Genomic DNA, 13,665 nt, shown 5'->3' with positions numbered 1-13,665 from the left:
TACGTCCACAATTTGGCCTCGATATCCTTTTGATCTTTTCGCTCAATGAAACCCCATATAAGACTCTAGAAAGACATAAATGCTTCATAATGACAAATCAAACGTTGTCGTTATGAAGCATTTATGTCTTCTCTGTCATTTTTCTGTTGCAACTATTATTTGCAATATTTCGATAGATGTCCATTACTTCTGCTATGCAATATAGTTACATTACTTATAATGATATTAGGAAAGCAAATACCTGTGCATGCATAATGCCAATTAGATTAAGACTTTCCACACGTCATCCGAAAAAAATTAAGGAGTGGGGTAATGGATAGAAGTAGAAAAGCATCGGCAGACAAGATTCTAATTTTAGGTATTGATGGTATGGATCCAAGTTTAACGAAAAGGTTTGTGGATGAAGGCAAGATGCCTAATACTAAAAAATTTTTAGAACGAGGTGCTCAGAGAGAAGATTTGATTATGCAGGGAGGGCATCCAACAGTTACACCTCCAATGTGGACTACTTTGGCAACTGGCGCTTATCCAGTAACCCATGGGATAACTTGTTTTTATCGACAGTCAAAGGAGTCTCTGGACACCATCGAATATAATTTGGATTCGTCCAATTGTCATGCAGAACAGTTATGGAATGTTTTTGCCGAAGCCGGGAAGAAAACCCTCGTCTGGCATTGGCCAGGGAGTTCATGGCCTCCAAGCTCAAGTAGCCCTAACCTGAGTGTTGTAGATGGTACACAGCCTGGCAATGTAAATATGGGCGTGGCCATAGTTGATCCTGAAAAGCTTTTGATCGCCAGTGTCAAGACTGAAGAAGTGACATATAAGAAACAAGCAGCCTCTGACGGTGATGTACCGTGCGTCATCAGCGATTTGAAGGTTCAGAAAAGCACTTTTAATCTGGCTGAAAGTGTAAAAGCCAAGAAAAAGGTCCGTATTTTGTTGACCTTAGCGGATGGCGAAGGTGCTATGCCGGAAGCCCCCTTTGATGTGGTCTACTCACCAATTAAAGACGCAGCTGGCTGGGCAGATGCGCCGGCAGATGCAAGGGAATTTACCATGCTACACGGTCATGGGTTGATTCGTAGACCGTGTCTTATTCTGAAAAATGCCGAGGGTATATATGACAGAGTAGCCATTTATAAGTCCAAGAAAGAAACGGAACCGATGGTCGTCCTGGTAAAGGGTGTGTATGTCAGGGACCTGCTTGACGAAGCCATTAGAGACGATGATGAAAAAGTCCTGGCTAACCGCAATATGCGGATACTGCATTTGGATCCTAATGGCGAGCAGGTCAGAATGTGGATTTCAGCCGGTATGGATACTACAAACGATGATTTATGGCATCCTAAAAGTTTATTTAGAACTGTAACCGAAAATGTAGCGTTCCCTCAGCCGACTTGTTTAATTGGTAATGCCACTATCCAGATCGCAAAGGAATGTATGATCGCCACATGGCAGGCTACCGCTGACTGGCAGGCAGATACGCTGAATTACCTGATCGAGAAGGAAAACTTCGAAGTCATTTTCTCTCATTTCCATAATATTGACCTGCAAGGTCATATGATTATCCACAATATGAAGAAGGGGGGGAAAGGGAATCCGGAAGATTATAGCCAAATGATGGAGGATGTCTATCGGCAGACAGATGGCTATATCGGTCGCTTTCTGCATTTATTGGATGAAGGCTGGACAGTATTGATTGTTTCAGATCACGCTGCCGTTTGTCCAGAGCATGATGTACCATTAATTGGGGATATGACTGGTGTTAACGTTGCTTTGATGAGAGAGCTGGGCTTCACGAACATTAAACAAGATGCCGAGGGTAATGATCTTAGAGAAATCGACTGGGCCAATACCAAAGCCGTTGCCAGCCGGGGTAACCATATTTATCTCAATATTAAAGGCCGGGATAAATACGGAATTGTAGAGCCTGAAGATCAATACGAAGTTGAAGAAGAAATCATGACTGCCCTTTATGGCTATAAAGACAAGATAACTGGCAAGAGGGTTATTGCCATGGCTTTAAGAAACCAAGATGCTGTATTACTAGGCATGGGCGGCCCTGAATCAGGCGATATCAATTATTGGACGGCAGAAGGCTATAACTACGACCATTGCGATTCGCTGTCCACGACCCGAGGGTACGGTGGCACCTCAGTTTCTCCAATCTTTATGGCGGCAGGACCTGGCTTTAAGACTGGCTTTAAGACAGAGCGTATTATTCGTGAAGTCGACGTTGCCCCGACAGTAGCAGTTATTGGCGGTGTCAGAATGCCTGCTCAATGTGAAGGTGCACCCGTGTACCAGATCTTATCTGAAGAGTTCTAGGATTAGAATATTAATTTTTGTCTGATTTATAGATGAATGCAGGAAGGCATACTACCAATATTCAATAACTTCTCAGAAGTGTTATTTGGTAGTATGCAATTTTTCTACTATTGCATAGGAAAGAGACCCTATTAGGCAGAACCTAGATGAAATTCAATGTGCTAGAATTCTTATATTTTGTGAAAGTATAGGCTTTCACGGAATTTGTTGCAAACACAATACTATTATAATTTTTATTTAACAATTATATGAACAGGGGGATAAACGATGAGTGTTTCCAATAAAGTTGAAACGAAAAATATTGTGCCTAAGGCAAAGACAAAAGACACCGCATATTTTCTGCATTGTGTAGTGGTATTGGCACTTATGTTTGGCTTTAAGTATATTCCACCCGTAGCTCCAATTACCCACTTAGGTATGAATTTGCTAGGAATATTTTTTGGATTACTGTACGCTTGGACTTTCGTCGATATGATCTGGCCCAGTTTGCTAGGGATCATTGCAGTAGGATTATCCGGCTTCATTACTGTCACAGCCGCATTCCAGGACGGCTTTGGCAACTCTGTTACCTTGCTCATACTATTTGCCTTAGTTTTTGCGGTGTATTTAGATTCAACTGGTTTAACTACGACCATTGCACATTGGTTTATTAGTCGAAGAATCTCCATAGGACGGCCTTATGTATTTTCGTTAATGATTTTTTTGGCAGGTTTTGTTCTAGGTTCGTTTATTAGTATAATTGCCTGTACCTTGATTTTATGGATTATTTTTTATAAAGTTGCAACGGAATTGGGCTATAAACCCGGCGAAAAGTATGTTTCAGCGATGCTAGTTGGGATAGCATATAGCTGTATGTTGGGCGGTTCTTTTTTGCCTTGGAAACCCTTACCGGCAATTATTTTGGGGAATATGAATAAATTGACAGGCTTGACCGTTAGTTTTGGAAGCTTTACCATTGTTGGCTTAATAATTAGCATTTTAGGTATTCTTGCTTACTTGGCTGTGATGAAGTTTATTATTAGACCTGATGTTGCACCTCTTCAAAAAGGGGAAGACTTTTTTGCGGAATTTAGAGATGAAAAAATAACTTACCAGCAAAAAATTGGCATCGCAGCTCTAGGAACCTTTATTCTCATGTTGCTTTTGCCTGGGGTACTGCCTATGACAACCCCGGGGATAAAGCAGCTTGCCAATATAGGCATGACTGGTAGTATAGCTATTGTCTTACTAATTCTAGTCGCTGTCAGAATTAAAGGTAAGCCTCTAATGGATTTTGCCAAAATGGCGAATACAAATATGAATTGGCAAATAATTATCTTGCTTGCAGCTTCAATACCAATTGCCAATGGGTTGGGTGCCAAAGATTCGGGTATCATGGCCTTTGTCGCCCAGAATTTTGGTCATTATATTGCCGGTCTCAGTCCTATGATGTTAATTGTTAGTGTGACGATTGTTGCCAGTGTATTAACCCAGTTTGCTCATAATCTAGTTGCTGCGGCCATAATGACCCCCCTTATGTGTCAGTTTGCAATTCAATTAGGTATTAATCCTCTGGTGATTGCTCCATTTTTGAACTTGGCTTTGAGTGCAGCCATCGCAACCCCTGGTGCGTCAACTCCGGGTGCTTTAGTTTTTGGCAACCGCGAATGGATTCCAGTTAAACACGCTTACCTCTATAACTTTTATGCTTTCCTTATGACGTTAATCATTATGGTTATTGTCGCTATAGTGAGAAGTATGATGCTGTAACTGAAACATTATATCTGACGCTAGAAGAAATTAATATTTAATATTGACAAATCAAGACTTGTCGTTGTGAAACATATACTGTCCTGTTTTCGAAATGTATTATTTGTCGCTCCAGCTATAAAGCTAATAATATGATGGAGGTAAAATAATGGAACTGAGTAGATTGGATGCAAAAACCTTTGATGAGATTATTTACGATAAAGCTGAAAATTGTCTGGTGGTATTTAGTCGGAAAACCTGCCATGTTTGCGCAGAAGTTGTTCCCATGGTTGAAGGGATATCCGAGAATTACAAAGACAAATTGGGATTTTACTATGTTGACTCAGAAGAACAAAGGGACCTGTACAATAGATTTTCCCTCAGAGGAGTACCACAGCTATTATTCTTTAAAGATGGTGAATATCAATTTAAGTTGGCTGGTAAAGTTGAGGAAGAAGAATTAGAAGAAAAGATTGCAGAATTGCTGTAAACAATAGTCAACGAGCAGTTTTATCCCAAACTTCTAAAACATACTTGCATTGAGGGGTCTTGCTAATGTCAATATACGATCTACTGATACTTGGAGGTGGCCCCGCAGGTTTAACTGCAGGAATATATGGAGCGCGTGCCAAGCTGAAAACAGTAATCTTAGAAAAAGGCGCGGTCGGCGGTATGGCCTTTACCACTCGGGAGATAGTAAATTACCCCAGCTATAAATCGATAACAGGTCCGAACTTAACAAAAACTATGGCAAACCATGCCCAAGAGTTTGGCGCTGAAATTATTAAATGTCTAGTCACGGAAGTCGAGCTGGATGGAGAAATCAAAACTATCAAAACTAAAAAAGGCAATCAGTATCAGGCCAGAGCAGTAATTTTAGCGCTAGGGTCCCAGCCCCGCCTGCTGAACATACCAGGCGAGAGAAGACTGAGAGGCAATGGAGTATCCTACTGTGCCACATGTGACGCCGAATTCTACGAAGGTTTGACCGTAATAGTCGTTGGCAACGGAGACGCTGCCATAGAAGAAGCCATCTACATCACAAAGTACGCCAGCAAAGTCATTGTAATCGTCATTCACGATGAAGGAATCGTGGACTGCAACAAGGCCAGTGCTGAAAAAGCCTTTAAGAACGAAAAGATGGATTTCATCTGGAACTCCGTCCTAGCCGAGATCAAAGGCAGTGAAGATGTCGAGGCAGTCGTGATCCAAAACTTAAAGACCGGAGAGCACACAGAAGTAAAGGCTGAAGGAGTCTTCATATATGTGGGCATGGTGCCTGAGACAGAATTTTTACAAAGCAAAGTAGACTTAGACGATCGAGGGTACATTGTTACCAACGAGATGATGGAGACTAGTGTAGATGGCGTGTGCGCAGCGGGAGACGCCAGGGTCAAATACCTCCGCCAGGTGGTGACCGCAGCAAATGACGGCGCAGTAGCGGCAGTGACAGTTGAGAGATACTTGGCCGAAGAAGACGACTTTAAAGAGAATGTGCTAAATGCGAACAAGCCGGTGCTGCTTGCATTTTGGAGTCCTGTGGATGAAGAAAGTATACACGCCGTAACGAGGCTGGAGAAGACAGTAGCCGAAAGTGGGCACAAAGTAAGACTGGTTAAAGTGGACATGTCAAGGAAGAAAAGGATAGCTCAGCGCTATAACGTGACTTCGACACGGGCTGCCCTACTGCTCAAGGAAGGCAAGGTTATCCGTGATATTTCAGGAGACATTTTGACATTTTGGGATGGGGAAGTTTGAGACGGCCGTCATCAGGAGAGAGAGGTGCGTAACTGATAGTTACCTATTACTGGTGAATGGAACTACTTCGTATCGGAAAGTTCTGCTACGGAAAGGGCAAAGAGAAAGATTTCAGTTCAGGTAGCATCTCGAAGACCTTATAGATAATAGAGTATAGTATCGTTTTTAGTAATCGGTGCCTTCATATCATTTGCAGACCTAATAAATGATAGCAATAAGGACGTAAATCTCTAATGTTGGAGAATCGAATTAGGGAGTTTAAAGCTTGAGAATGAAGGGGTGGGCTTGAGGCTAGCACTTCAAAAAAACAACATTGAAAGCACAGTCCAGATAAAGAAGAAAATTACTATCTCATGTGTTTTCTAATTGAACGATAGGTTATTGCTAGGCACGTGGAGAGTATAATTCTGATCTGACGCCGTCATAGAGGTCTACAACGACTTTAATTCCGACTTGGCAAATCTTTTTAGCTACGTCCGTGACAGACTCTCCGCCCTGCTCAGTTTGACGAAGAAATATTTAATACGTTGGTTGAGATAGAAGTTCTCACACCAGCGCATTTTTTTTAAGCTTTTCTGCTGTAGAAGGTGAGGCAGTATAAATCATTAGTTTCAAATCAGGACAGTTTGATAACTGCAAATTCACATGTTCAAACTCCAATTCTCCAATTCGAGGATCATTGCATAATTTGTGACAGTCAGTAACAGTTTTAACTTCATAGCGAGACCACCATGAATTGAATAATTCACTTTCTTGCTTAAATTTCTCAATCATTTCGTTTAGCCTCGCATCTTGAGGGTACTTGGCACAATCTGCCCTGAATCTCGCAATCATGATTTTAGCCCGTTCCTCCCAATCTGAGTTCATTTCTTTACTGATTGGATCAATTAAAAAATGATGTAATAAGTTTAGTTTTGGATTTATGCTCGAAGAATATGGAGGAAATCGAAATACAAATTCTGCTGCACGATTCCATAATAGTACATCCCAGTATTTACCCATTATATATGCAGGATGAGGTTCCAATGCGAAAACAGTTCTTTCTAATCCTTTGCTAATTTCTTTATAAACTTCTGATTCTTCCATTTCATCGGATTTAGATAATAAAAAAAGATATCGGCGTTCATCATCGGATAATCTTAACGCAGTAGCCAAACTTCCCAATACTTGAGGAGAAGGGTGTACGTCTTTCCCTTGTTCTATAGATGTGTACCAAGAAACACCAACATTGGCAAGCTCAGCGACCTCTTCGCGGCGAAGTCCGGATGTGCGGCGGCGTCCGTGTGAGGTCAATCCAACCTGTTCTGGTGTAAGGCGTTCTCTAGTTGCACGCAAAAATTCACCTAGCGACTGCTGTAATGTAATCTCTTTCATTTAGTTTGCTCCTCATATCCTACTACTCTCAATCGTATGATAAACACAATCTGGTTGAAATTTTTAACTCTGATATATTAGTAATATAACAAAAAGATAACTGATAAACAAAAACTATTTAGCTTGGAGTGAATTAATTTATGAAACTATTTGTAACTGGGGCAACAGGCAAGGTTGGAAGTCGTTTAGTACCGTATTTACTTAAGCAAGGTCATGCTGTCCGTATTCTTGTAAGAAGTGCTGAGCGAGCACTCACATTGAAAGAACAGGGGGCAGAAGTGGTCTTAGGTGATCTTGTGGATAATGAGAATCTCACTGAAGCCATACGAGGGGTTGATGCTGTGGTGCATACAGCAGCCCAATTTCGAGGTGGTATTAGTGAAGAAGTAGCTCGAGCAGTGAATCTAGATGCAACGATTGCATTAGCTAAAGCAGCTCTAGCAGCAGGTGTCACAAGATTTGTTTTTACCAGTACCAGTAATGTATATCGAGACACGAATGTAAACAGACCATGCAGAGAAGACGATATTCTTATACCAGCTAAAGAGATATATCCCAAAACAAAAATTGCTGCAGAAGAAGCTCTACTAAAATTATATCGTGAACAAGGATTAGATATTCGTATTATGAGACTAGCATTTGTTTATGGTAATGGTGATCCTCACATTGAAGAAATTTTGCCTTATATGATTAACTGGAACCCGTTAAAGAAACTATCGCCAGTGCATCACGAGGATGTCAGCCAAGCACTGCTGCTTGCTGCCAGTACACCCGGTATTGGCGGTCGCATATACAACGTTGCTGATGATAACCCTATTACTATAGGTGAATTATATAAGCTACACGGAGGACCAGAGCAGGTTCCTAATAAGGATGGGTGGCTTATGTCTAACCTATGGGAATTGACAGCAGATACAGAGCGCATTAAAAAAGAACTAAATTTCCACCCAAAATATCCTTCTATTTATACCGCTAAAGATAGGGGTGCCTTGTAGTTTTAGTTTACAAAAACGGTATATTAAAAGGTGCCAAACTTGATTATTATTTAGGGAAGCTTCAAAACACCACTGTAAACTTTCAGGCTTACAGTGGTATAAATTTCTATAATCTGGGTCATTTCCAGCCGTTCTTTTAAACAACGTGCTGGCAGCAAAACTTCGAAGAGTGAAACTTCCCTCCATCTTCTAATTGATTCCAAGCAATGTGGAATACTTAGCATCCAGAGTGATTAATGGTGTACGTTCAAATCAAGAAATGGAAGATCTCATGGCCAATCTACGAAAGCAATCAGAAATCTATGGAGAAGCCTATGAACTCAACTATGTGGATACAGAAGGAGAGTTTTCAGTGACAATACTTAATCCCACTGAAGCTTACTATTACACTTTTTTGGACAGAACCTTGTCTAATATAGTAGCAATACGCTCCTGGGTACCGGGCTTGCATACGACTTGTAAAGGCTGGACCTGCATAAATTGATGGTAATCATCGGCAGATGTCACAAACACAATGCTGCATGTTGACATGGAATCGGATTGCCGTATTTGTTTGGCGGTTTCGAGACCAGTCATCTTTTTCATACTATTATCAAGAAAAAGAAGGTCAAGAATCATCCCCTGCGTATTAAGTTCTTCGAGAAGATCTTCACCACTGCCAAATTGGTAAATATCAAATAAATACCCTTTTTCTTCTTCATATAAATGAATGAATGCCTCCAATAAATGACGACACAACGGCCTGTCATCGCAAATGCCGATAGTAAACAAAATATCTCCCTCCAAAGCTATTTTATATACAACTAAAAAGGTATTAAAACCATTATATATCCCTAAAGATACAAGTACAAGTGTATAAATACCCTTGTACTTTGTTAAAAATATTATTCATAATTGATAAAGTTAAACAGGGTGATAAGATTTGGAGATTAATTACAAAGAATTAGGTGAACGGATTGCGAAAAGGCGCAAGGTGTTGAACCTGACCCAGGATGACGTCGCAGAAGCCACGGGACTTAGCAACAACCACATTTCCAATATAGAAAACAATCATTCTATTCCCAGCATTGATACATTGCTTAAAATATGTGAGGCCCTGGACATCACGCCGGATTACCTCCTGCTGGGTATTTTCAGACACACGAATGACAGTCTGCTTTCCCAAATTAATCAAAAAATCAAGCTGTGTGATGAGAAAAAGCAGGAGCTGGTTGATCATTTCATAACCTGGCTAGTTGATGAAAAGCTATAGTTTTTAAAAAAGTGCGGACAGCACTTTTTTTGTTTACAGACTTTTAAAGTGGACAAAGAGGGAGAGAAGCGACGATGAATATAATGGAGCTAGGGATTGAGCCTTCTTAACCCCCAACATAACCGAAGCATGAAAGGTAAGCCTCTCATGCTCGAATTCAACCCCGTCGTTATAAATGAAAAAATCTTTATCAAAGAGAGGCTCTGAGAGAAATTGGACAGTTGATAGCGGGTAATGTAAAAGGGAGGATATCGGAACAAGACACCACAATTTTTGATAGTACAGGGATAGCATTGCAAGATATTACCGTTTCAAAATACCTGGTAGAAAAAGCAGAGGAATTGAAATTGTTTTCACAGCACATATTTAAATTGATTTGGAGGAATTCGTATGAAAGTAAAGGCTTATATAATAAATGCATTTGCTAAAACAGTGGAAGGTGGAAACCCAGCAGGCGTTGTGGTAAATGCAAATTCATTATCAGAAAATGATATGAAAAAGATAGCTGGCATCCTTGGACTAAGCGAGACTGCTTTTGTCATGAAGTCTGATATTGCAGACTATAGAGTACGTTTTTTCACACCGACTGAAGAAGTTGATTTATGTGGGCATGCCACAATAGCGGCTTTTTCAACATTATTAAGTGAGGACTATATTAAACGTGGAAATTATACGCAGGAAACAAAAGCAGGTGTTTTAAATGTAGAGGTTATGGCGGACTCATCAATCATGATGAATCAAACGAAGCCTGGTTTTTATGAGGCGGTAGAAAAACAAGAAATAGCAGATTCTTTAAATATTTCTGTAAATGACATGAATGAAAAATTGCCTGCACAGATTGTATCGACTGGGCTCAGAGATATCATAGTCCCCATCAGAAGCATGGAAGTATTGAATGGCATAAAGCCCGATTTTGAAAAGGTTTCAGAAATCAGCAAAAAGTACAACACAATTGGTTATCACTTGTTTGCTCTTGATTCGCTCTATGATTCAAATGCACATTGTCGCAACTTGGCTCCTCTTTATGGTATTCCTGAAGAGTCAGCTACTGGGACATCAAACGGTGCATTGGCTTGTTATTTGCTTAAATATGATCAGCTTAAGCCCGAACACGCAAAAAACATGGTTTTTGAGCAAGGATACTCTATGAACATGCCATCGGAGATTATGGTTTCTTTAAGCGTGGAAAACAATGAAATATATGAGGTCAAAGTGGGTGGAAAAGCTCTGAACCTATCGAGAATAGAAGTTGAAATATAAAAAACACCAACTGCAATTTGCAGGTAGTAATGAGTTAGAGAGTATAATTCTGATGACGAATTGTGGTCCCGGGGAAAATAAGCAGGACAACCAGTATAAAGTGGTTTGATGCAAAAAATCGGCAAAAGACGGACCGAAAAAATGCATTTTTTGGCCTTGTTATTCATCGATGAAATAAAAAAGCGGTTGAAAAAAAGAAACCTCCTGATTCTGTGATGAAATCTGTTCTTTTTATCAAAAAAATACGATATTACAATGTGATGATTTTTCATATATATGAGGGGGAAAAATGGATAAAAAATTTCTTCTGGATACAAAGCTGCATATGCCGTCTATCAGACAGAACCATATATGCAGGGATATTCTGAATAAAAAGCTGGATGAGGGACTGGATAAAGAGCATAAAATAATAATTGTTTCCGCTCCGGCGGGATACGGTAAAACAACGCTTATTTCGGGATGGTTAAGCAGATTGGAGTACAATTACACTTGGTTATCCCTAGATGAATATGATAATGATCCTTTAAAGTTCATAAACTATTTGCTCGCGGCAGTCCGAAAGATAAATCAAAGATTCGGAACAATGATAGAGGATTTGATGGCTGCGCCAAAGCTGCCGGGAGTGGAAACTGTTAGCTTATATATGGCAAGAGAGCTGGAACAGGTCCAAGAGCCTTTTATTCTGGTGTTTGATGATTATCATGTTATTAATAACGCGTACATTAATGAACTGTTACAAAAACTGCTTGATTCCATAGCACCAAGGCTTGTTTTAATTACTCGCAAGGAACCATCGTTTGCCTTTTCAAGGTGGAGAGTCGAAGATAAAATAACAGAGCTGAATTCCACGGATTTAAAATTCACAAGTGCAGAGATCAGCGGATTCTTTAGCAGATATTTTAATTTGGTTTTTGACGATGATATGCTGAAAATCGTTGAAAAGCAGACGGAAGGCTGGGCTGCGGGCATGCAATTGACCGGTTTGTCCATAAAGAATATGGAAAAAGCCCGGGCCAAAAGCTTTATGAAAGAATTTAACGGTAATCACCGGTTCATTGCAGACTACCTAATGGATGAGGTTCTGAAAAGCCAGGAGGAGCAAATCCGTATTTTTCTGAACAGGACCTGTACGTTGAAAAAATTTAACGGAGAGCTCTGCGAAGCTGTAACGGGAATCAAAGACAGCAGAAAAATCATAAAGCAGTTGGAAAAGGATAATCTCTTTATCGTACCCTTGGATGACACGTATACATGGTATAGATACCATCATCTATTCTCTGAATTTTTAAGGATGGGCCTGAATGAGGACCGGAAGGCAGAAATGTGCAGAAAGGCGAGCCTGTGGTGCAGGGAGCACGGATTTACCGAAGCGGCTCTGGAATACGCCCTGGAGGCGAGAGACGGAGAGGCGGCGGCAAGCCTGGTTAAAGATAAGGCAATGGAGCTTTTTCAAAAAGGTGAGTTAAAAACTCTGCTTTCATGGTTGAATTCAGTATCGGCAATAAAGAAGGAAAAGGAAGGTATTCTGGAAGTATATAGGGCCTGGTGCCTGTTGATTACAGGAGAAATCAATGAAGCAAATAAAGTGATCGATAGCTTGGAACATATAGAGGAAAGCAGCAATGATCCGATAATCGTTGGGATGGCAAAGGCATCCGCGCCTTTCAGATATAATAGTGAAGATAAAGAGAAGGCTTTGAAGGATGCAGAAGAAGGACTTTCATTTGTGAAGGATAAGCAGGAGCTTTTCTATTATGGAGCGTTAATTGCTCTGGGACACGCAAATGGTTTGAACGGACATACCCGCAAAGCGGAAGCCTTACATGCCAAAGTCCATGAAGGAGCCCGCAGAAAGGGTTACCGTTTCCTGGAAGTGACTTCTCTTCACGATGTGGCATTTTATCTTAATTGTATGGGGAAGAGAAGAGAAGCGCTCGCCGTATGTGAAAGAACCCTTGAAAGATTAACGGATCATGGCGGGAATCACTTGCCGATGGCTAAAATCGTATATTTGCCTGTGGGGATGCTACTGTATTGCGCTAATAAGCTGGAAGAAGCGCAAAAGTATCTGGAGGAAGGTATTGCATCTTACCAGGAACTGGGATTTGCTCATTTGGGAGGGCTGGGAGAATGGTATTTAGTATTATTGCTTTATAGTACGGGAGAAAAGGAAAAGGCTTTCGAAATGGCATATCGATTAAAAGCTTATTACAAAGATTTTATAGCCCATAGGATCACCGTATTTTTCGAAGCATTGGAAATGGAGCTGTTTCTTAGGGAAGGAAATATTGAGAGGGTTTCCATGTGGCTGAAGGAACCGGGAATCACCTTTGATAAGGTATCGGGGATATCGGACATAAACCCCTATTTTACATACATAAGGGTTTTGATTGCGCAGAAAGATTTCCTCAAAGCCCAGACAGCTCTTGAAGAGAAAGAAGAACTTGTAAGAAAAGAAGGCCGGTATGGAGAGCTGATTACAGTGCTGCTGCTGTCAGCTTTGGTCAAGAAACACCTGGGGACGGAGGCCGAAGCTCTGGACTGTGTGAGAGAAGCAGTAACAATAGCCGCCCCTGAAAGCTATGAAAGATATTTTATTGATGAGGGAAGCGAGCTTCTGGAACTGACTTATAAAGTGAGGGATACAGCTCCGGAATTTATTGATAAATTATTCAGGAAAGAAACAAAAATAATCTACGAACGTACAGATCTTCTCAGGAAAAGGGAAATAGAGATTCTCCAGCTTATAGCGGAAGGTTTGTCCAATGATGAGATCGCTGAAAAGCTTTTCATTACAACCGGAACGGCCAAATGGCATATCAACAACATATTTTCCAAGCTGGAAGTCAATAAGCGCACTCAGGCAGTGGATAAGGCAAGACGTCTTAATATAATCAGCTGAGTTTTATAAATAGTTTATAAAACAGAAAAAGCCCTACTTTTAACCTAACTTTCGATAGGTTAAAT

At 40.6% G+C, this 13,665-nt stretch carries 12 protein-coding genes; 10 read left to right on the top strand and 2 right to left on the bottom strand.

The features are described 5' to 3' along the window. Window positions 1–312 precede the first annotated feature (312 nt). The 4 genes from E4K67_RS16205 to trxB all read left to right on the top strand — a co-directional run bounded on the left by E4K67_RS16205 (window position 313) and on the right by trxB (window position 5,817). Window positions 313–2,331 (top strand): alkaline phosphatase family protein, encoded by a 2,019-nt coding sequence (locus E4K67_RS16205; RefSeq protein ID WP_135548485.1) that lies wholly within the window; start codon window positions 313–315, stop codon window positions 2,329–2,331. Window positions 2,332–2,598: 267 nt separating this feature from the next. After that, window positions 2,599–4,080 (top strand): SLC13 family permease, encoded by a 1,482-nt coding sequence (locus tag E4K67_RS16200; protein ID WP_135548483.1) that lies wholly within the window; start codon window positions 2,599–2,601, stop codon window positions 4,078–4,080. 148 nt (window positions 4,081–4,228) lie between these two features. Next, window positions 4,229–4,549: a thioredoxin family protein gene (locus E4K67_RS16195; RefSeq protein WP_135548481.1), complete on the top strand. Its 321-nt coding sequence runs from the start codon at window positions 4,229–4,231 to the stop codon at window positions 4,547–4,549. A gap of 65 nt (window positions 4,550–4,614) precedes the next feature. Further along, window positions 4,615–5,817, top strand: a complete 1,203-nt coding sequence (gene trxB, locus E4K67_RS16190) for a thioredoxin-disulfide reductase (RefSeq protein ID WP_135548479.1) — start codon at window positions 4,615–4,617, stop codon at window positions 5,815–5,817. 546 nt (window positions 5,818–6,363) lie between these two features. Here trxB and E4K67_RS16185 read toward each other — a convergent pair. Continuing rightward, window positions 6,364–7,191 (bottom strand): helix-turn-helix transcriptional regulator, encoded by an 828-nt coding sequence (locus E4K67_RS16185; protein WP_135548477.1) that lies wholly within the window; start codon window positions 7,189–7,191, stop codon window positions 6,364–6,366. A gap of 140 nt (window positions 7,192–7,331) precedes the next feature. Between E4K67_RS16185 and E4K67_RS16180 the strand changes: the two genes are divergently transcribed. Continuing rightward, window positions 7,332–8,186, top strand: a complete 855-nt coding sequence (locus E4K67_RS16180) for an NAD-dependent epimerase/dehydratase family protein (RefSeq protein ID WP_135548475.1) — start codon at window positions 7,332–7,334, stop codon at window positions 8,184–8,186. 259 nt (window positions 8,187–8,445) lie between these two features. Beyond that, entirely contained in the window at window positions 8,446–8,670 is a 225-nt protein-coding gene (locus E4K67_RS16175; RefSeq protein ID WP_135548634.1) for a phage portal protein, read from the top strand. Here E4K67_RS16175 and E4K67_RS16170 read toward each other — a convergent pair. Next, window positions 8,571–8,957: a LytR/AlgR family response regulator transcription factor gene (locus tag E4K67_RS16170; protein WP_135548473.1), complete on the bottom strand. Its 387-nt coding sequence runs from the start codon at window positions 8,955–8,957 to the stop codon at window positions 8,571–8,573. The genes E4K67_RS16175 and E4K67_RS16170 overlap by 100 nt on opposite strands. A gap of 151 nt (window positions 8,958–9,108) precedes the next feature. Here E4K67_RS16170 and E4K67_RS16165 point away from each other — a divergent pair, with 151 nt between their 5' ends. The 4 genes from E4K67_RS16165 to E4K67_RS31125 all read left to right on the top strand — a co-directional run bounded on the left by E4K67_RS16165 (window position 9,109) and on the right by E4K67_RS31125 (window position 13,600). Beyond that, window positions 9,109–9,438, top strand: a complete 330-nt coding sequence (locus E4K67_RS16165; RefSeq protein ID WP_135548471.1) for a helix-turn-helix domain-containing protein — start codon at window positions 9,109–9,111, stop codon at window positions 9,436–9,438. Between the two features lie 203 nt (window positions 9,439–9,641). Beyond that, entirely contained in the window at window positions 9,642–9,866 is a 225-nt protein-coding gene (locus E4K67_RS16160; RefSeq protein WP_135548632.1) for a hypothetical protein, read from the top strand. Further along, window positions 9,829–10,698 carry a PhzF family phenazine biosynthesis protein gene (locus E4K67_RS16155; RefSeq protein WP_135548469.1) on the top strand — a complete coding sequence of 290 codons (870 nt, stop codon included), beginning with the start codon at window positions 9,829–9,831 and terminating at the stop codon, window positions 10,696–10,698. Before E4K67_RS16160 ends, E4K67_RS16155 begins: the two co-directional genes overlap by 38 nt. A 289-nt stretch (window positions 10,699–10,987) precedes the next feature. Next, window positions 10,988–13,600 (top strand): winged helix-turn-helix domain-containing protein, encoded by a 2,613-nt coding sequence (locus E4K67_RS31125; protein WP_135548468.1) that lies wholly within the window; start codon window positions 10,988–10,990, stop codon window positions 13,598–13,600. Window positions 13,601–13,665 lie beyond the last annotated feature (65 nt).

The sequence above is a fragment of the Desulfosporosinus fructosivorans genome (genome assembly GCF_004766045.1).
GTDB classification, from domain to species: domain Bacteria; phylum Bacillota; class Desulfitobacteriia; order Desulfitobacteriales; family Desulfitobacteriaceae; genus Desulfosporosinus; species Desulfosporosinus fructosivorans.
The sequence above is the reverse complement of the archived record's forward strand: the minus strand, read 5'-3'. Positions and strand labels throughout refer to the sequence as shown.